This window comes from Crocinitomix algicola (genome assembly GCF_001661595.2).
GTDB lineage: Bacteria > Bacteroidota > Bacteroidia > Flavobacteriales_D > Crocinitomicaceae > Crocinitomix > Crocinitomix algicola.
Map to the genome: position 1 here is coordinate 89451 of NZ_LYPF02000001.1, position 20139 is coordinate 109589.

The 20139-nt window shown below is 34.1% G+C and carries 19 protein-coding genes; 8 read left to right on the forward strand and 11 right to left on the reverse strand.

Annotated elements, in window-relative coordinates; translation table 11 throughout:
- Nucleotides 1–66: 66 nt before the first annotated feature.
- The 7 genes from A8143_RS00400 to A8143_RS00430 form a co-directional block, all read right to left on the reverse strand.
- Nucleotides 67–549, reverse strand: a complete 483-nt coding sequence (locus A8143_RS00400; protein ID WP_070136897.1) for a hypothetical protein — start codon at nucleotides 547–549, stop codon at nucleotides 67–69.
- Nucleotides 550–600: 51 nt separating this feature from the next.
- The gene (locus A8143_RS00405; RefSeq protein ID WP_070136898.1) at nucleotides 601–2178 is read right to left on the reverse strand and encodes a nucleoside recognition domain-containing protein; all 1578 of its coding nucleotides are present in this window, start codon (nucleotides 2176–2178) and stop codon (nucleotides 601–603) included.
- Nucleotides 2179–2275: 97 nt separating this feature from the next.
- Nucleotides 2276–2890, reverse strand: coding sequence for an L-threonylcarbamoyladenylate synthase (locus tag A8143_RS00410; protein WP_070136900.1), 615 nt, complete (start codon nucleotides 2888–2890; stop codon nucleotides 2276–2278).
- Between the two features lie 32 nt (nucleotides 2891–2922).
- A complete protein-coding gene (locus A8143_RS00415) occupies nucleotides 2923–3102 on the reverse strand; it encodes a DUF5522 domain-containing protein (RefSeq protein ID WP_070136902.1) in 180 nt (59 codons plus the stop codon).
- Nucleotides 3102–5711: a S8 family serine peptidase gene (locus A8143_RS00420; RefSeq protein WP_070136904.1), complete on the reverse strand. Its 2610-nt coding sequence runs from the start codon at nucleotides 5709–5711 to the stop codon at nucleotides 3102–3104. Before A8143_RS00420 ends, A8143_RS00415 begins: the two co-directional genes overlap by 1 nt.
- A 132-nt stretch (nucleotides 5712–5843) precedes the next feature.
- The gene (locus tag A8143_RS00425; RefSeq protein ID WP_139134222.1) at nucleotides 5844–7451 is read right to left on the reverse strand and encodes a ShlB/FhaC/HecB family hemolysin secretion/activation protein; all 1608 of its coding nucleotides are present in this window, start codon (nucleotides 7449–7451) and stop codon (nucleotides 5844–5846) included.
- 87 nt (nucleotides 7452–7538) lie between these two features.
- Entirely contained in the window at nucleotides 7539–8741 is a 1203-nt protein-coding gene (locus tag A8143_RS00430; RefSeq protein WP_070136907.1) for a pyridoxal phosphate-dependent aminotransferase, read from the reverse strand.
- Nucleotides 8742–8893: 152 nt separating this feature from the next.
- On the opposite strand from A8143_RS00430, the gene A8143_RS00435 reads away from it, so the two are divergent.
- The gene (locus A8143_RS00435; RefSeq protein ID WP_070136909.1) at nucleotides 8894–10732 is read left to right on the forward strand and encodes an ABC transporter ATP-binding protein; all 1839 of its coding nucleotides are present in this window, start codon (nucleotides 8894–8896) and stop codon (nucleotides 10730–10732) included.
- On the opposite strand, the gene A8143_RS00440 is transcribed toward A8143_RS00435, so the two are convergent.
- Nucleotides 10722–11618 (reverse strand): DMT family transporter, encoded by an 897-nt coding sequence (locus A8143_RS00440; protein WP_083261155.1) that lies wholly within the window; start codon nucleotides 11616–11618, stop codon nucleotides 10722–10724. The genes A8143_RS00435 and A8143_RS00440 overlap by 11 nt on opposite strands.
- A 226-nt stretch (nucleotides 11619–11844) precedes the next feature.
- Here A8143_RS00440 and A8143_RS00445 point away from each other — a divergent pair, with 226 nt between their 5' ends.
- The 3 genes from A8143_RS00445 to A8143_RS00455 are packed head-to-tail and all read left to right on the forward strand — an operon-like array spanning nucleotide 11845 to nucleotide 13921.
- Nucleotides 11845–12489: a protein-L-isoaspartate(D-aspartate) O-methyltransferase gene (locus A8143_RS00445; protein WP_070136911.1), complete on the forward strand. Its 645-nt coding sequence runs from the start codon at nucleotides 11845–11847 to the stop codon at nucleotides 12487–12489.
- Nucleotides 12489–13121 (forward strand): hypothetical protein, encoded by a 633-nt coding sequence (locus A8143_RS00450; RefSeq protein ID WP_070136913.1) that lies wholly within the window; start codon nucleotides 12489–12491, stop codon nucleotides 13119–13121. The genes A8143_RS00445 and A8143_RS00450 overlap by 1 nt, the downstream gene beginning before the upstream one ends.
- Nucleotides 13118–13921 (forward strand): hypothetical protein, encoded by an 804-nt coding sequence (locus tag A8143_RS00455; protein WP_070136915.1) that lies wholly within the window; start codon nucleotides 13118–13120, stop codon nucleotides 13919–13921. The genes A8143_RS00450 and A8143_RS00455 overlap by 4 nt, the downstream gene beginning before the upstream one ends.
- An 8-nt stretch (nucleotides 13922–13929) precedes the next feature.
- Here A8143_RS00455 and A8143_RS00460 read toward each other — a convergent pair whose 3' ends face one another.
- Nucleotides 13930–14700, reverse strand: coding sequence for a leucine-rich repeat domain-containing protein (locus tag A8143_RS00460; protein WP_070136917.1), 771 nt, complete (start codon nucleotides 14698–14700; stop codon nucleotides 13930–13932).
- 59 nt (nucleotides 14701–14759) lie between these two features.
- Here A8143_RS00460 and A8143_RS00465 point away from each other — a divergent pair, with 59 nt between their 5' ends.
- On the forward strand, nucleotides 14760–15758 hold the full coding sequence (locus tag A8143_RS00465; protein ID WP_070136919.1) for a glycosyltransferase family 2 protein: 999 nt from the start codon (nucleotides 14760–14762) through the stop codon (nucleotides 15756–15758).
- Here A8143_RS00465 and A8143_RS00470 read toward each other — a convergent pair.
- Together A8143_RS00470 and ispE are read right to left on the reverse strand one after the other, a co-directional pair.
- Entirely contained in the window at nucleotides 15755–16840 is a 1086-nt protein-coding gene (locus A8143_RS00470) for a DNA alkylation repair protein (protein WP_070136921.1), read from the reverse strand. The genes A8143_RS00465 and A8143_RS00470 overlap by 4 nt on opposite strands.
- A gap of 1 nt (nucleotide 16841) precedes the next feature.
- Nucleotides 16842–17639, reverse strand: a complete 798-nt coding sequence (gene ispE, locus A8143_RS00475; RefSeq protein ID WP_070137384.1) for a 4-(cytidine 5'-diphospho)-2-C-methyl-D-erythritol kinase — start codon at nucleotides 17637–17639, stop codon at nucleotides 16842–16844.
- 100 nt (nucleotides 17640–17739) lie between these two features.
- On the opposite strand from ispE, the gene A8143_RS00480 reads away from it, so the two are divergent.
- From A8143_RS00480 to A8143_RS00490, 3 genes are read left to right on the forward strand one after another with little or no spacing between them, the layout of a single operon-like run.
- On the forward strand, nucleotides 17740–18699 hold the full coding sequence (locus A8143_RS00480; protein WP_070136923.1) for an acetyl-CoA carboxylase carboxyltransferase subunit alpha: 960 nt from the start codon (nucleotides 17740–17742) through the stop codon (nucleotides 18697–18699).
- Between the two features lie 23 nt (nucleotides 18700–18722).
- Nucleotides 18723–19430 (forward strand): DUF6962 family protein, encoded by a 708-nt coding sequence (locus tag A8143_RS00485; protein WP_070136925.1) that lies wholly within the window; start codon nucleotides 18723–18725, stop codon nucleotides 19428–19430.
- A gap of 49 nt (nucleotides 19431–19479) precedes the next feature.
- Nucleotides 19480–20079 (forward strand): acyltransferase, encoded by a 600-nt coding sequence (locus A8143_RS00490; RefSeq protein WP_070136927.1) that lies wholly within the window; start codon nucleotides 19480–19482, stop codon nucleotides 20077–20079.
- Nucleotides 20080–20139: the final 60 nt, after the last annotated feature.

The window sequence follows — 20139 nt, forward strand, 5'->3', positions numbered from 1 at the left end:
AAATGGACTAAAAGTAGAATAATAAAGAAAATATAATTATGGATTATTTTTATTGTACAGTTTGTACTAGTCTCTTCCAATAGAATGGATGTCGTTGTGTCTTTCTTCGATTTGATCTTTCAATACGCGAATGCGTTGAGCAACAATTGCAAATTCTTGGTGTCCATTATTGATCAGCCATTTAAGTGCATCGTCATCACGATCTCCTGCTAAAGCCACATTTTTTAAAATTTGAAAATTAGCTTTTTCCAACCAGTGTATTGCTTCTTGGTTTCCTTCAGCACCATTAACCATTGCCATGAGGTGAGCAAAACCATTTTTCATAAGCCAATCTCTTGCATCATCTTTCAGTAGTAAAGCATGTACTGTAAGTCCCAACTCTTTATATTGGTCACTTTCCAGGAACCAATCTCTGAGCTTTTCGTTACCACTAATTGCTTCTGCCCAGCCAATTAGAATTTTAGGAGGATATCTTAAAGGTTTTAGTTTTACAACTTCACTTGCTTCAACTTTTTCTGGGGTATTCTTTTTCTTTTTTTTGAAAAACATGAATTATGCTCTTATAATTACAAATATAATGGTGTTTAAGGTGAAAAGTAACTAGAAAGAACCTAAATATTGAATGCTCTTTATTTTTCTTTTCTCGAAAGAAAATTGATACAATCTTTTTACGCCATTTTCATCTTTCATTTTGGATATAACCTGTTTATTAGGAGCTTCTCCCATTTCTACTATTGAACCTAATTCGTATTTAATTCTTGAAAGGGAATCAACCAGGAGGACTTTTTGGAAGATTGCATTTTTGTCGTATGCTACGGTATCATAAGCTAAATCATATAACACGCAGTTCTCATTCATTAATGAAAGGTTTTTGCTCGGTTGATGATTCGCCCAATTTGACGTAAATTCTTTTATTGTTGATTTTGGTGAGAATGATTGATCGGTTGAATTCCCAAAAAACATGGTTGCGATAATAATTCCAGCGATAACACCCCCCAAGTCTGCTAATAAACCAGCCTTTATAGCATATCTTGTTTTCCGTATGCCTACAGAACCAAAGTATACAGCAATGATGTAAAAAGTGGTATCGGTTGCACCTTGAAGGGTTGCTGTAAGTTTTCCTACAAAACTATCTACACCAAAATTGTTAAAAGCTTCAATCATCATTCCCCTTGCACCTGAACCACTCAAGGGTTTCATAAATGCAGTAGGTAAACCGTCCACAAAGGCGACTTCACTGGTAAAAAGATTGAAAAAAGCTCTTAATCCATCCATTAATAGATCCATCGCCCCAGAAGCCCTAAAAACTCCAATTGACACCAGTATAGCAATGAGATAAGGAATGATTTTTATGGCAATTCCAAATCCATCTTTTGCACCTTCAATAAAAGACTCGTAAATATTGATTTTTTTTCTCAACCCCATTAGAATAAAACCACAGATAATTCCGTAGAGAATTACATTGCTTAAAAATTCGGATTGAATTTTTAATTGGTCGGCCGAAAGATTGTTGAAATAGAATATTAGACCTACGATAATCGCAGTTAATCCACCTAAATATGCAAGAATTATTTTGTCAAACAAATTGATCTTTTGATAAAGAGCAACTGTTATTAATCCAATTAAAGATGCGAAAAAAGTGGCGATTAAAATTGGTATAAAAATATCGGAAGGGTTTTCTGCCCCAAATTGATTCCGGTAGTTCATCACTGCAACAGGAATTAGTGTTAATCCTGAAGTGTTAAGCACCAAAAACATGATCATTGCATTTGACGCAGTGTCTTTATCTGAGTTTAATTCTTGCAAATCCTTCATGGCCTTTAATCCCATTGGAGTTGCTGCGTTATCGAGTCCAAGCATATTTGCGGAGAAATTCATTAACATTGCTCCACGCGCCGGGTTATCATTTGGGACATCGGGAAATAGTTTATTGAAAAATGGTCCTACTATTTTGGATAAAAACTGTACGGCTCCTCCTTTTTCACCAATTTTCATTATTCCTAGCCATAAACATAATATTCCTGTTAATCCGATTGAAACATCGAATCCCACTTCTGCCATTTCAAAAGTACTATTGACTATCGCAGTAAAAACATCTAAATCTCCAAGACTAGCTTTAACAATTGCGACAACTAAGGCAATGAGAAAGAATCCAATCCAAATATAATTTAGTACCACAATTAATTCTATTTTAAATGTTAAAAATAGAAAGGAATTACGAATGAAATTTAGTCAAGGTGAAAAGGTTTTAATAGTCCTTTGTTAGTAAAATGAATCATTGATTTAGTTCACCAATACCTTGTCGTAAAATTTCAATAGTTCCTTCTGATAAGTCAACAACTGTTGATGGTACATTATTTCCGTATCCACCATCGACGATGGCATCAACTTTATTTTCCCAATTTCCGGCTATTATATTCGGGTCAGTAGAATATTCAATGATTTCGTCTTCGTCATGAATAGAAGTTGTAACGATAGGGTGTCCAAGTTCTTTGACTATTTCACGAACCAAATTATTATCAGGAATTCGAATACCAATTGTTTTTTTTGTTGAATCAAATAGTTTTGGAATTTTTGATGTTGCTTCTAAAATAAATGTAAAAGGACCGGGTAAATTCTTATTTAAGATTTTATAAGTTGGACGATCAATATGTTTTGCAAAATCTGAAAGTTGACTGAGATCATTAAAAACTATTGAGAAGTTCGCTTTCTTTAGTTTAATACCCTTTAGTTTAGCAAGTTTCTCAATTGCTCTTTTATTCTGAATGCTGCATCCCAGAGCATAGACGGTATCCGTGGGGTATACGATAACACCGCCTCGATCCAACAAATCAGCAATAATGCGTACTTTTTTTGAATCAGGATTTTCTGTATGAATTATGTGTTGCATCTATTCTTTTGGTCGAATAATTTTGTGCAAACTTACTTATTTTTTCGAATTTGTCCTGTATTCCTATCATATCCATAAGGGCAGTGACGACAACCACTTTTACAGCAGTATCCTCTTTTTAGATGGTACTTTTCTGTAAATACGATATAGCCTTCATCAGTTTTGTAAAAATCCTCAGGATTTAAATCGTTTTTTTTGGAAAAAAGTCCCATTAATGCACAATTATTTTTTGAGTTTCAACAATTGATTCAGCAGTAATTTGTACAATATAAATACCTGGAGTTAAGTCTGAAACATTCACTCCATTCTCAAACTGGTCATTGATTGTTCGAACGAGTTTTCCATCATTTGCGTACAGACGAACAGTAGTGATTTGACCGTTTGATTCAATGTGAAAAATGTCGCTTGTCGGATTTGGATAAACTTTAAAGGAACTCTCATACTCTTCTATACCAACTTGCGGACCAATATATACGCAGTAGTCTTCATATTCACCGGAGAAAGCTGTTTCAGGACAAGCGATAGGGTCAATGTCATAACTCATTCCAATTCTCATTTTAGTGATACCAATCTCAGCACCCGGAGGAATTGTAATCGTTTCCGTCATTGTTCCAGAGATACTATAATCACTAATAATAACCTCGAGTGGAGGGGTAAACTCGCCGTCTTGATTAAAATCGATAAATAAAGAATGTCTCTCTGTGAATGTTCCTCCCGAATACCCAGGGGTTACTTTAATTTCATACGATTCTCCCGGAGTAAGTGCAGTTAATAGGTCGCCTTCATTGTACCATCCGTTATTGGCACCTGTGGTTCTTACCGCACCATTTATTTCTACTGACTCAATCCATTCAAAATTATCATTGGCTCCAATAACTGGACAATAATCTGCTTCAACACAAGCACCACACCCCAAAGTTCTGAATATATATGATTCACTATAACCACGAGTACTATCTCCACAAACAGTGTGGATTTGAAAATCATAATCTTGGCAAGTATCTAAGTCTGTTATTAATACTGGAGAAGCAACTTCCAATAATTCTGTCCAATCTTCTTCTCCGGAAATAGAATAGCGCAGGTTATAGTTCGTTGCGTATAAAACCTCTTCCCAAGCAATACTCATGGAATTTATTGTTTTATCGGCAACAAATAGGGGAGGGTTTTGGCAACAACCATCTGTGGTGAATTCAATGGGGAAGGAAGCTTCACTCAATTCGCCACCACCACAATCGGCAACAATTGTAACAGTATAGTTGGTACAAGGAGTTAACGTGTCAATTCTTAATTCAAATTCTTCACTAATAAGAGTGGTTGAGGAAAAACCATCTTCATCAGCAATCGTTAAAATATAATCAGTTGAAAAGCCATCCCAACTAATAGTGATTGCCGTATCTGATAATTCGGATTTTCTAAGGTAGAACGGTTGAATACAAGCATCCTCTTCACAGTCAGCAAGCATAAGATTAATGGTATTATTCACATTTAATCGACCACCGGTGGCTACATCATCAACTAAACCAGGAACGGCATCTACACCATTTAAAATATAATCTTTCATCAAAAGTACCGCCGCTTCTGGATCATATTTAGAAAGACTAATAAATTCAGGACATGGGGCCGAATAGGCTAATGCAATTGCGCCCGTAACTACAGGTGCTGCATAGGATGTACCACTTGCTGAGGAATATGAATTTCCAGCAGAAGTCACCCTAACATTACTGCCAGGAGCACCTAAATCGACTGAAGTAGTTCCAAATCCACAACCAGCTCTTAAGTCTTTGTTATTGGTCATTGTTACACCAATAAAATATTCGCTTGTACAATTGGTGGGCATATCACCTGCGGTTTCTACATTTACGTTATTATTTGTAGTTGCTCCTACATTTAAAATTCCGTACTTGCCAAGCGTGTCATACATCGCACACCAAAGAGGAGAATCTTCAACATCACCATTATCAATTCCCCAAGAAGCATTGGTTGCGACAACGAAGGCTCCCTTTTCTCCAAACGTTTCGTTGTAAATTTTTCGCATATTTAAGGGGTACGAATAAGCTTCAATTACGGAAGCTTCATCACTAGCAACTTGACCTTTAACTGCCATTATCTTTACGTTCCAGTTGACCCCTGAAATTCCTATATCATTGTTCCCTACCGCTCCAATTGCTCCAGATACTCGAGTTCCATGAGTGCCTGATCCCACAGCATCATTATCAGTTTGTATGTTCCAACCATCAAAATCATCGATATATCCGTTACCGTCATTATCAATACCGTCGTCAGGAATTTCACCGTAGTTCCTCCAAATATTTGGTGATAAATCTGTATGCGTTATTTCAATTCCAGCACCTTCTAATACACACACTACAATAGTATCGTTGTGCGTTGTTAGACCTCCTGTTGTTATATCCCAAGCATCGGTTGCGTCAATATCGGCATCAACATGGCCTCCATCTAACCCCGTATTTTTATGTGCCCATTGTTCTGTAAAAAGTTCGTCTGATGGAATTGTTTCTCGATTTGATACGTAATGATTTTTTTGAATAATACCCACAGAAGAATAAGGTCGTAATTTTCGAATTAACAAATCTAAATTAACTTCAGAATTATTGAATTTTATACGATAAATATTTGCAACATCACTCAATTGATGAATTGATTTTATAACTGTTTGGTGATCATGCTCAAATGATCTTTTAAATTCGGTTGTATTAGTGTTTGGTGCGAATTGAACCAATAATTCTCCAGGGACAAAATTAGGCTTTTGAGAAAATGAATAAAGACTTAATATCAAAGTCAATGTGAAAAATAGTAAGCGCATTTAACTTGTTTTTTGTAAAGATAATCAAAAGTCTACTCTGAATGGTCGATAACGAGTAAAGACCTAGAATTATTGATTCAATCGTAAAATGTTAATTAATTTAAATTACGATTTAAACGTGAGAATCGTTGGTTAAAAGTTTGATTTGAAACCAATATGAATTTTCGTATTACTGACGGTAATAGGGTTGTTATCCAATTTTCCATTGGCTACAATAATATCCAATTGACTATTATTATTGATTAGCCCAAAACCAAACCCTATTGAGTGGGTAAAGTGTTTTTCATTGTTTTTAAAATTCGCATAATCATAAATTAATTTCATCGATAAAAGTTCGACAGGTTTAAACTCCAGTTCATTTTGTAGAATCCAAATTTCACGGCCTTCTAATTCTAATTCATAAAAGCCTCTCACAGTTTGAAGACCTCCAAAGTAGATATATTCATTTCTAGCTAATCCAATTGAGGAGTTAATGCCTTGAAAATGGAGTGAATTATTGAGATGGAAGAAATTTAAAAAATCAATTTTATGACTATACTTTGAGCTGTACTTTCTATTTGCAATTTGTTCACTATTCTGATCGAGAGTATCCGCTCTATAATTGAAAACACCCGCTGAAAGACTTATAGTTGGATGATAAAATGATAGCGCCTCAGGTAGAAAAGGACGATAAAAAAATGTTGCACCAATAGTGTTTTTTGAATAATCTCTAAATTCATTATTTACAGCATCGCCCAACGTTGTAGAATTTTCGATTTGATCAAAAATGCTAATTCTAAATTGTGGGTTATTGTAAATTAATTCAAACATTATATTTGAACGTACAAAAGTCGAATCTTGTTTTTGTAAATCAAGGTTTGTTCCAATTCCTAAAGGAGTCCCAAGTAGGTAAGGATATTCGAAAATAGCATTTAAGTTTTGTGATTGATCAGGGTTGTTCTTCCAGTTTAAATGTATGGTTTCCGCACGATTTAGTGCATTTTTAAGAGCAAGATTGACATAACCATTTAAGGTTAATTCTTGTGTAGTTTGATCTTGCTGAAAACCGACGTAACCGTCTGCCGAACTCGACTTTTTTTTATCAATATAAACAAATATTTCAGCTTTTCCTTCTCTAAAAAGTACCTCAGGCGACTTTGGAGAGGTATAAACATCAGAGTTCTTAAGTATCTCAGGAATTTTGCGTATTTTACCTTCGTTGTACGGGTCGCCCGTTTTTAAACCTAAAATTCCAAGCACTGTTTTCTCATGGAAGTCTGATTTACTTTTTATGTGAATTTTATCAATGATAAAAAAGCTTCCTGAATCAATTTTATAATGCAATATCAGTTCTTCATCACCTTCTGATTGTTTGAGGATTTTAATTTGAGCGAATGGAAAACCATTGTCTTCGAGTGTTACAATCTCATCGTTAATACTATTTATTGTTCCGTAAAGCGAGCGATTAAGTTGGGGGGATTGTAAAGCGTTTTGGGGTTGTAATTTTACTTTTTTGTATACTTTGTCCGCTTTGAAATAGTAGTGAATTTGATTTTTTTTGAAAACGGTATCCGTGGGGTATACTCCCACGAACCCGTTCATGTTAAATTCATTGAGTATGGTTTTATATTCTTTTATAGATTTTAAGCTGTCAACGTAATATTTCCCTTTTATTGACACTTTGTCTAAATGGTAAAACACCGTTTTAAATTCTTGCGCAGACGTTTGCCAAGAAGTGAAAACGAGAAATATGAGCCACAACTTTTGGAACATTTATAACCATAACGTAAACAATCCACACCTTCGTATAAAGATATGTAATCATTCCTATATAAAGCAGTGCTGGACTTATTTAGTCGTCCTACCAGGGTAAACTTTTAAAGCTTCTTCAATGCATTTTACAGCTTTTTTTAAGGCTTCTTTTTCTAAAACATAGGCAATTCTTACTTCATCTTTACCTAGACCTGGTGTTGCATAAAAACCACTCGCAGGGGCCATCATTACTGTATTTCCATCTAAGTCAAAAGATTCTAATAACCATTGACAAAATTTGTCAGAACTATCAATTGGAAGTTTTGCAATGCAATAAAACGCACCTTTTGGTTTCGGGCAGAAAACGCCTTCGATCGAATTTAAACCATCTACAGTAATATCTCTACGTTCTACATACTCTTCAATTACGTCATCAAAATAAGATTGTGGCGTGTTTAACGCTGCTTCACTGGCAATTTGAGCTAATGTTGGAGGTGATAAACGAGCTTGAGCAAATTTCAAAGCCGTACTCATCACTTCCTTATTCTTAGAGATTAAGGCTCCAATTCTTGCCCCGCACATGGAGTAGCGTTTTGAAACTGAATCAATAAGCACTGTGTTTTCTTCAATGCCATTTAGGCTCATTACAGAAAAAGGTGTTGCGCCGTCATAGCAAAACTCACGATAAACTTCGTCAGCAAACAAATAAAGGTCGTTGTTTTTTACAATATCCCTTAACTGCTCCAATTCCGATTGGGAATAGAGGTATCCAGTTGGATTCCCCGGATTACAAATTACTATTCCTTTTGTTTTTTCAGTAATCAATTTTTGAAAATCGGCAACTGGGGGCAATGCAAAACCTTCTTCAATTTTAGCTGTAACTGGAACGATTTTAATACCTGCAGTTTTAGCAAAACCATTGTAGTTTGCGTAAAACGGTTCAGGAATTATAACTTCATCGCCTGGATTAAAACAAGTCATAAATCCAAAAGTCAGAGCTTCCGATCCTCCCGTGGTTACAATGATGTCTTCTTTCGAAATATCCAAATTGTTTCGTTTATAATACGCTGATAATCCGCTACGATATGATTCGAAACCGGCCGAATGGCTGTATTCAATTACAGAGCGATCAATTTTTTTTATTGCGTCCAAAGCAACAGCAGGACTTGCGATATCGGGTTGTCCGATATTTAAATGAAATACATGTTTTCCTGCTTTTTTTGCAGCTTCAGCAAAAGGAACCAATTTACGAATTGGTGATTGAGGCATTTCTAGCCCTTTATTTGAAATCTTTGGCATCGTAATAATTTTATTCGCAAAACTAAGGCCTTTAATTTGAATTTTAGACAATGAATTAAATTTTCTTTAAGCCTAAATCAAATCAATTATAAGTTCTTTCTTTTTTTGTGGATGTTAATTGCAAAAGAATTGTTTTGACTAATTTTGCACAAATGTCAGAAAAAAGCAAGCTCGATTTAAGTATTATGGGAAAACTCCTACGTTTTTCTTTTCCGTATTCATTTGTATTTATAAGTGCCATCATTTTAATGATTCTATTTGCTTTTTTAGGTCCAATTCGTCCGGTGATTATCATGGAAATGATTAATAATTACGTAGCAGGAGATGGCCAAGTTTTATCTGATAGAGGAATTGAAATACAAACTATAATAAATTGGTTCACCACGCAAAATACAATTGCAGGTCAACTTTATGCCTGGACTGTTTTTTTATTGGTATTGCTCGTGATTGAAACATTAATTCAGTTTTTACTGACATATTTTGCAAATCTTTTAGGACAATCAATTATTCGCGATATTCGAATAAAACTATATAAACATTTTAACTCCTTTAAATTAAAGTATTTTGACACAACGCCAAATGGAACAGTGGTCACTCGTATGGTTTCTGATATTGAAGCGATTGCTGATGTTTTTACGACGGGTTTGATCACCATGATAGGTGATATTATAAGGTTGGTTTTTGTGATTTATTTGATGTTTGAAGCCAGTTGGAAATTAAGCTTGTTGGCTTTAATACCAATTCCACTTTTATTAATAGCAACCCGAATTTTTGCACGTGCGATGAAAAAAGCTTTTCAGCATGAGCGACTTCAAGTCAATAAATTAAACACGTTTGTACAAGAACATATTTCTGGAATGTTTATTGTTCAGCTCTTTAATCGACAAAAAATTGAGTCTGAAAAATTTGATGGAATAAATCAAGGGCATCGAAATGCACATGTTAGCGCTGTTTGGGCAAATTCAATATTTTTTCCTGTTGTCGAATTATTGAGTTCATTATCAATTGCTTTCTTAATCATGTGGGCCATGTTTCAAGTTGATCAACCCCCATCGGTAATTAGAGATTCTTTTGGTATGGTAGTTGGATTCACTTTATGGATTCATATGCTTTATCGCCCCATTAGACAATTGGCTGACCGGTTTAATGTATTACAACGTGGGATGGTAAGAGCGGAACGAGTATTAGAGATTCTAGAAAGAAAGGAACATATCGATGATAAAGGTACAATCCAAACTTTCGATTTTAATCAGAAAATAACATTTGATAATGTTTGGTTCGCTTATAAAGATACAGACTGGGTATTAAAAGGAATTAGCTTTGAAGTGGGGGCAACTAAGTCGGTGGCCCTGGTTGGAACAACGGGAGCAGGAAAGTCAACTATAACGAACTTATTAACGAGATTTTATGAATTTCAAAAAGGTTCTATTAAAATTGGCGAAACGAATATTCGAGAAATTGAACTGCAAACTTTACGACAAAACATCGCTATTGTTTTGCAAGAAGTATTTCTATTTTCTGATTCTATTCTATTTAATATAACATTGGGTGATGAATCAATTTCTAAAGAAAAAGTAATTGAGGCAGCAAAAAAAGTAGGTGCTCATGAATTTATTATGAGGCTTCCGGGAGGGTACGATTATAATGTTCGTGAAAGAGGTGGAGTTTTATCGGTTGGTCAAAAACAGCTAATTTCTTTTATTCGGGCCTACGTATATAACCCTAAAATTCTAATACTTGACGAGGCAACGGCAAGTGTAGATTCTGAGTCTGAAGAACTCATTCAAAAAGCAACTCAAGAACTTCAAAAGGGGAGAACTTCAATCGTAATAGCTCATAGGTTATCGACGATAATCAACTCGAGTGAAATTTTAGTTATCGATCAGGGGCAGATAAAAGAAAGAGGTAACCATGAAGAATTGATTAAAATGGATGGGCATTATAAAAAGTTATACGAATTAAACTTTAGTCAAGAAGAGTCTAAAAATTAGATCTCCGTTTTATTTTTAGGTTACTAAAAAATGTGTTTAATAAAACCCCAAGTAAAATTAGGCTAATTCCAATACTAGCGAAAAAACTTAAGTTTTCGTCAAAAACAAAGAAGCCAATCAGCACGGCGTAGATGGCACCGATGTATTTTATCGGGGTAACTTTACTTGCTGATTCAGAATTAAAAGCCCTTGTCATACAAACTTGTGCGATTTGAGTTAATACTCCAATTGAAATGAGTAATAACCATTCAACGCCTTTTGGAATAATGAAGTTCGTCAAAACCATTAATGCGAAAGTAATGGGGGCGGCGACCAAAGGAAAATACATTACAACTGTAATTGGTGCATCAGTGTTTTTACATTTGATGATGGCATTATAAGCAATACCAGAAAATAAGGCAGAGGTTAATCCAATTAAAATCCAAAATGGATCGAATTCCATTTCACCCCCTTTTCCATACCCGATGATAAAAACTCCAATCATCGCAATAAAAAAGAATAACCATTGAATTTTATTTACTTTCTGGTTATTTAAATAAATTGCAAAAATAATAGTAAAAACGGGTGACATATATTGAATTACCGTTGCAATTGCCATGGGTAAATTTGCCAAGGTGAAAAAGAATAAGGTTAACCCAGTAGCACCGGCAAAACCCCGAATTAGTAACCATTTTTTATTGTTACCGAAAAAAGGAATTTTTTTTCTTTTAATTATCGCAATACAAAGTATTAATGAAACAACGCATCGAAAAAACACAAGTTCAAATTCGGGGTAATTTTGGATAGTAGGAAAGAGGTTGTTCTTATCTGATAATATTTTCACCAAGAGATTCACAAACGCAAAACTTATTGATGATAACAACATATAAAGGATTCCTTTTGACATCCTGCAAAATTAAAATTAAAAAGCCCAAAACTTCAAGGTAAGCAACGGTATTCTTATCATTTCTGAATTTTTCATGTAAATCTTTGATTTAGAATATGTCTTATTAGTAATAAAAAAAAGAATGTTGATTTGTTCTTCTTTTGACTTAAATTAAAACTATATATTCTTCTTAGATTTGTTTTAACGGTGGAATATTCAATTCATCAAAAGACTTACTACTTAATCAATGGAAGATACTTATCGACATAAAGGAATGCGAAAGCAGCTCGTTTCGGAGTTGGCATCAAAAGGAATTCAGGATACAGATGTCTTAGAGGCAATTATGGCTGTGCCGAGGCATTTATTTTTGGACGCTGTTTTTACGAAACAAGCCTATAGCAATATGGCTTTTCAAATAGGAGCCGGTCAAACAATTTCTCATCCCTACACTGTTGCATTTCAAACAGAATTATTGGAGCTAGTTAAAGGCGATAAGGTGTTGGAGATTGGGACAGGATCGGGGTTTCAAACGGCAATATTGTGTGAATTAGGGGCGAAAGTATATTCGATAGAACGACAAAGAGAATTATATCTAAAAGCTACTCAAATAATCAGAAAACTAGGCTATACACCAAAGTTGCGCTATGGTGATGGATACAAAGGTTGGCCAACTTTCGGCCCTTTTGATAAAATCATAGTAACTTGTGGTGCACCATTTATTCCGGAAGATCTTTTGAAACAAATGAAAGTAGGAGGTAGAATGGTCATACCATTAGGAGCTGGGAAAGATCAAGAAATGATGCTCATCGTTAAAGAAGGGGAACGCGAGTTTTCACAAAAAAAATTGGGCGTTTTTAGTTTTGTCCCAATGTTAAAAGAAACAGCAAAATAATGATCTTTGCGAACGGTGATAGTGGTACTTTGTTGGATGACAATTTGAATACGCTTCAAATTGGCAAAGTAAATATTTTTTATTGTATTTATTCTCACCTCTTAAAACAATTGAAATTACCTCAATTTACTTGGAACTATAGTGAAACTAACTCCCAAGAAATTCACGTAGCTATTCCTGATGGTTTAATTTTTTTAGACGAAGTTTGGATAAAATCAATTGATAAAAAATTAATGTTAACGCCGCATCGTTTATATGCCTATTATCTACTTGAGCAATTCTTAGGTCTGGATGAAGGTTTCAAAGGAATTGTTTTGGTTAGTCAAAAAAAGTATGATTTTTTAATATTGAATGATGGGAGGAGTTTTGATTTAACTAGAGAATTTAACAAAAATGAACTATTGAATTGGTTATTTAAAAATTTCCGTAAGGAAGATTTTCAGGAGATTCATGATGCCTTTTTTGTATTGTTAAACCCAAATTTTAAAGAAAAATTAATGCTAGCGTTAACGCAACATCAAAACAAAACAGGCTTTGTTTACGACAAACAAAAATGGGTGGAAGATATTTTAAATGTAAACAGATTAGACAAATTGTCTAATTTCTCAAAAAATCTTTTAGGCAAATTATGAATCGTTTTTTTACGCTTATTTACATCGTTCCTAATCGTTTTTCAGAGGAAAGAATAGCTGTAGCACTACTGGCAAACTTAGATGGAATTCCTTATTTCATGTACTCCGAAAAAAAATTGAATTTTGCAATGAATTCTTTTTCTGCTCCGCTAAAAGCAGCTGTTAAAAAAGGTTTTAAATACATGGATTTGGATGTTAATCGCATAAATAGAGGGGAAGAAGCACTTTCTTTGTTTGATCAACCTTTTTCAAAAAAATTATTGAAAGAATTGACTCGGAAGAAAAGGGGCGTAATTCAATATTCGAATTTAATTGAAGTAGGAGAAAATAAGAACAATATTAAGGCAGAACAATTATTTAAGAAGTTTATTGGGGTAGACTATGTGGAGAAAGTTACCGTAAAAAACTCAAATTTTAAAACTCGGTTTAAAGAATTTGTGTCGGATAGAAAATTTAATGACTTTACTTACAATTTTAAACTGGAAGCAAATAACTATCCTTTTATATACAAAGATATGCGCGTTGATCTTTGTCGAATAACTGGATTCTATACAGTGTTTTATACCCTCGATTTTTCAAAATCATTACAAACAATACAGGTTCATATTAGTCGATTTCGAATGATTGTTCAAAGTTTACAACAAAAATCATCTGATTTAGGTTTAAGTTCAGGTCGTTATTATTTAGTATATGAAAGTACTGCAAGTAAATCTCAACAAGATTTAATTCAGACAATTCGAAAAGAAAAACAAGCCGGATTCGAGATTATTAGGATGTCTGAAATGAAAGATAAAATTTAAATGAGCTTTTAACGTATAATTAAATTGTATCTAAAACCGCTTGCACGAATGCGAATACATCGCGGTGAAAAATTAAGCGTATTTAAATCTATAATAAATGTTTCAATGTTCCTTAAATCACAAATTTCTTCTTTGATTTCAAGTAATGGCCCAGCATAGGACAAATCTAAAACAATCAACTTTGTAAGTTTGTAGAAAGAATCAGGTAAACTTTTTAAGTTATTTCGGCCAATAACAAATTCCCTCAAATAATGTAGGTCGCCAATAGACTCAGGTAAAGATTCTAGCCTATTGTAATCGATATAAAAATGACTGAGTGAATCTAAATCGCTAATCGATTCGGGTAATGATTTTAGTTCGTTAAAACTAACTCTGAAAACTTCTAAATTCTTTAGGCGACCAATATTTTTTGGCAGTGTTGTAAGCGAATTGGCTTTGAGAGACAAATATTCTAAATTTTTGAGTTCAGTAATTTCATTTGGAATGTCTGTAAGGTTATTTCTACTTAATACAAGTTTCTCTAGTTTTGTAAGTCGACTTATTTCTGGAGGAATTTCAGCGATTTTATTATGGTGTAAATTAAGTGCTCTTAACTCAGTTAAATTGAAGACGTAATCGGGAATTTCAGTTAAGTGATTATGACTTAAATTGAGTTTATTGTTGCGCATTGTGTTTTTACCAAATGATGTGGAAATATGAGAACAAGTATTATTTAATAGTCCAACAACTGCAATTAAAAATCCCTGTAAAATTGTGTATTTTAGTGCGTTTAACTTCATATAGTCCTTAGGACATTAAAAATAATGAAAATCTCTTTAAACTTTGATCGTTGCTATAAATGAATAAACCTTTGATTTCGATTATAATGCCTGCAAAAAATGCAGCAGAATATATTGGCAGTTGTATAGATTCAATTAGAAAGCAAACATTCACGAATTGGGAATTGGTGATTGTCGATGATCATTCAATTGATTCAACGGCGGCAATAATAAAAGAATATAAGAAAATTGATAACCGTTTAAGGTTTGCAAAGAATGACGGAATAGGCATTGTGCCTGCTTTGTCAAAAGCATTTAAATTAAGTGTTGGAGAGTACATTTCTCGCATGGATGCTGATGATATAATGCCGACCGATAAACTTGAATTATTTCGAAATTCAATTCCGGCACATTTTAATTTCATAATTACTGGTAAAGTTGCTTATTTTTCAGAAGGACAAGTAAGTCAGGGATACAGAAATTATGAAAGATGGTTGAATAATTTAGTGGATAATAACACGCATTGGCAGTTTTTATATCGTGAATGTGTGATTGCTTCTCCAAATTGGTTAGTTCATCGCTCCTGTTTTGAAGAGGTTATTAATATTGATGAGCTCGACTATCCTGAAGATTATGATTTGGTATTTAAATGGGAAAACGAAGGTTTTGAGATTATTCCATTAAACAAGGTAACTCATTTTTGGAGAGAGCATGCCAAACGAACATCCCGAACTAACCTTAATTATCAGCAGAACGCTTTTTTCAAGATGAAAACGAACTATTTCATCCAAAAAGTGATACGACATTCAAATCAAATTGTTCAGTTAATTGGAGCTGGTCAAAAAGGAAAGATGGTTGCGAAAATATTAAATGAACACAATGTTCAGTGGAGCTGGTTTGATTTAAATTCTAATCGAGGTGTAAACGCTTTTAATAAAAAAATTCAGTCAATTCAAGCGTTGCAGGATTCCGTTTCAATTTTAACAGCATGGCCAAATGATCAAAACCAGCAAAATCAAATACTAGAATTTCTCAATGCCAGAGGACTTTATTTCGGATTAAATTTATACCTATTCTAATTTGTCAATTCAAAATTTATTCGTTCTGTTTTTATACCATTAATCTTAAGAATGATATAGTGCATTCCGGGATAGTGTTTTCGAGTTGAAAGATCTTTAAAGCTTATTTTTTTTACGGCTTTAAGCTCTTCATTCATTGCTAAGGTACATTCTTTTATTTGAAAAACTTTTTCATTTTGAACACCGTTCTTTTTCATATAACCAACGATGTATTCAAATCGAAATTTCTGTTCTTCTTTTCCCTTTATTCTGTTGATGTGAATGTTTAACAGAGCCTCCGTGCCAATCGGTAATTTTTCATGATTTAATGAAAACTGTTGTATATGAATTGAATCAATGGCTCCAAATCCAAATATTTTCATTGCTTTTTGGTTTCCCTGCTTTAAGAGAGTTCTCAACCCATGTTTGGCAACCCAATTTGTTGTCTTGCTTATGTTAACCCATTCAGAACATATCGAAAGAACCAAATCTGGATGATTTTTTGAGATATCATTTAAGTTGTTAGCCACACTTCTATAAACATAATCTTCCGAATCATTTTTTAAATTTTCGAGAATAGGAATAATAGGGGAAGGGTCTTCTATGAAAGCACTTAACTTCATTGCCCATGGTAAAAGTGGTCTACACCCTTCGCTTGCGAGGCGACGAACATGGTAATTTTCATCTTTCGACCACTTTAAAAGTGTATGCATTGTCTCTGGATAATTGATGATAAATGGGCGAATTGCAAATTCAGAAGTTGAATATTTAGTAAATTCTTTTAATGCTTGAATTGATATTTCTGGATAATCCAAACCAAATATTTCGACGAATGTTGGAAAAATCGTTCCAGTATATCCTTTGAACCGATCTGCAATTTTCAACAACAAAGCTACTTGGTGCTCATATGCATATTTTAAAGTGTCATTAATACTACTTGCTATATGCTTTGTTCGATCCTTCAGTTCTAGATTGTTCCAGTCATTATTGAAAACTAAATTTTTAAAACCTTGAGAATGAAAATTTTGGTCAATTTCTGAAAGAGCTTTTGAGAGGCTATCTATAAAACGCTCACTGTACATCAATTTGAGTGGTTCTGCCATGTTAAATTTTACTTATCCATTCATAATTATCCGTTTCAGTAGATTGAGGCTCATTGATAAACAATCCATAAACCGTTGATCCTGTTCCTGTCAAACTTGCATAGACAGCACCTTCTTTATAAAGTTGTTTTTTTAACGATGCTATCTCAGGAAATTTAGGAAATATCGAAGATTCAAAATCATTGTTAACTTTTGCTTTCCAATCAGAAATTGGTAGTTTTTCGAGATTCTTCAGTTGACCAGCAGAAGAAAATTGAATGTTCTCAAAAGCAGTTTTGGTGCTAATGTGAATTTTCGGCTTTATAAGCTTTATATAGTAGCCCTTTAGATTAAGTTTGATTGGGAAAATATCTTCTCCTTTACCTGAAACAAACGCTGGTTTTTGCTGAATAAAAAAAGGACAGTCACTTCCCAATTCATCTGCCTTAGCTTCAAGAAGGTGAGTAGATAAATTTAACCCAAATAAGTCATTAAGCATAAGTATGGTAGCAGCTCCATTGGCAGAACCTCCACCTAATCCAGCACCCATTGGTACTGTTTTATGCAGGTGGATTTTAACTGGTGGGATATCGTATAAATTTTTGAATAATTCATAGGCTTTAAAAATTATATTATCCTCAATCGTCCCAGGAATAGGTATGCCTGAACACGTAAAATTGAATTCCTCTGAAGGAATAATTTCTAGAATATCAGAAAGATTTAAAGGATAAAAAACACTTTCCAAGTTATGAAAACCATCATCCCTTTTACCCGTGATATTCAGTCCAATATTAATTTTACAGCCTGGATAGTTTACCATTGTTTTATCAATTTTCAACGAAGATAATCTTAAAAATAAATTCATTGGTCGAAGAGAGAATCAAAAAAACACTAAATTTGGACTTTGAAAATAAAAGAACATGGCAAATTATTTACCTTTCGAGGAACCAATCAGTTTGATTGAAGAAGAAATACTAAAGGCGAAAGAAATCGGAGCCAATAGTGGAGTAAGTACTTCCAAAATGGTAAAAGATTTAGAGAAAAAGCTAAAAACTACAACCGAAGATATATTTAAAAACCTAACGCCTTGGCAAAGGGTGCAATTATCACGTCATCCAGATCGTCCATATACCTTGGATTATATCAATGCAATTACCGGAGGCGACTTTGTTGAGTTACATGGTGATCGTAATGTAAAGGACGATAAAGCGATGGTAGGTGGTTTTGGAACTGTTGACGGGCAAAGTATCATGTTTGTTGGTCAGCAAAAAGGGATCAATACTAAAATGCGTCAATATCGTAATTTTGGTATGCCTAATCCAGAGGGCTATAGAAAAGCTATGCGTTTGTTTAGGTTAGCAGAAAAATTTAACAAACCAATCGTTACTTTCATAGATACACCTGGAGCATTTCCGGGGCTAGAAGCAGAGGAAAGAGGTCAAGGGGAAGCTATCGCACGGAATATATATGAAATGATGAACCTAAAGGTGCCGGTTATTTGTATTATCATTGGTGAAGGTGCTTCAGGTGGTGCTTTAGGAATTGGTGTAGGAGATAAAGTTGTGATGTTAGAAAACTCATGGTACTCCGTAATCTCGCCTGAAAATTGTTCAACTATTCTTTGGAGGAGTTGGGACTATAAAGAGCAAGCTGCAGAAGCTTTGAAATTGACTTCTACAGATATGAAAGCCCTGAAAATTGTTGATGAAGTCATCAAAGAACCAATTGGTGGTGCACATCGATTTAAAGAAGAGGCTTTTGAAAATGTAAAAAAATCAATTCTAAAGAATTTGACCAAATTACAGAAAATGGATCCTGATAAGCGTTGCGAGAAACGAATCAATAAGTTCTGTGAAATGGGGGTTTATAAAGGAAAATAATCTAAAGCAGATTTCACAAAAAAATGATTGGAGCAGACTTTGAAAAGATACACTTTGTACTTTTCGGATTGGATTTAGTGGAGCCGATGGCCTTCATTACTGATACTATTTTAGGCATAACAAGTATTGTTCTTGGGTTGCTATTGAGTAAAATAAAAATTGAACATCCGTTTAGAACCTACTGGATTTGGTTTTTCTTAATTTTTGGTCTTGGGGCTTTTGTGGGAGGATTAGGTCATGTCTTCTTCAATTATTGGGGGGTAGCAGGAAAGTTTCCTTCATGGATATCTGGGCCGATTGCCATTTTTTTACTTGAACAAGGAATGATTGCTGTACATCCAAATGAAACAAAATTGTCCCTATTTAAATCGCTTTCTTTCTGGAAAATGATTTTAGTATTTGTGATTTTTACATTAGTTTGTCTTTTCGCTCCAATCCAAGAAAATCCAAGGTTGGCATTTCTACCTACCGCAATTAATACAATTTTTGGGGTTATTCTTACAGCTGGAGTACTCGGAAATTTCTATGCTAAAAAAATTGATATTAACTTTAAGTATTTTGTTTTTGGTGTGATTACTTTAACGCCAACTGCTTTCATCTTTTTAATGAAAATTAATTTGCATCCTTGGTTTGATAAAAATGATTTAAGCCACGTTTTAATGGTGATTGGAATTTCATTTTTTTATGTAGGAGTAAAAAAAGCGATTCAAAAAGTTCCTGCAATTGCATAGATTCTTGTAAGTCAAAGAATACTCATTATCTTCACTAAAAAAGAATTTTATGATTTTTGAATTTAATGGATTCATTCCAGTTGTACACCCTACTGCATTCGTTCATCCACAAGCAACAATAACAGGGAATGTAATTATTGGTAAGGATGTTTATATAGGGCCGAGTGCTGCGTTAAGAGGGGATTGGGGGCAAATTATCATTGAGGATGGATGTAATGTACAAGAAAACTGTACAATCCATATGTTTCCGGGAACCACTGTTCATTTAAAAAAAGGTGCTCATATTGGGCATGGAGCAATTGTGCATGGCGGAACGATAGGTGAAAATACGTTAATAGGGATGAATTCCGTGATAATGGATGATGCAATAATCGGGGATGAATGTATTATAGGGGCATTATGTTTTGTTCCCGCAAAAATGGAAGTGCCAAATCGAAGTTTGGCTGTAGGCAATCCAGCAAAAGTTATTAAGAAAGTATCAGATGAAATGCTTCGATGGAAAACCATGGGTACTGCGCTTTATCAAAAATTGCCAGGTGAATGTAAGTCAACCTTGAAAGAAGTTGAACCATTAACTGAAGTGGAAGCAAATCGCCCAAAACAAGAGGCAATGTACAAAACTTGGGAAAAGATAAAAAACGAAGGTTAAATTCCATCCAACTTTTATAGAAATAGCTACGTTAATTTAAAGTGAAGACTACTTAAGACT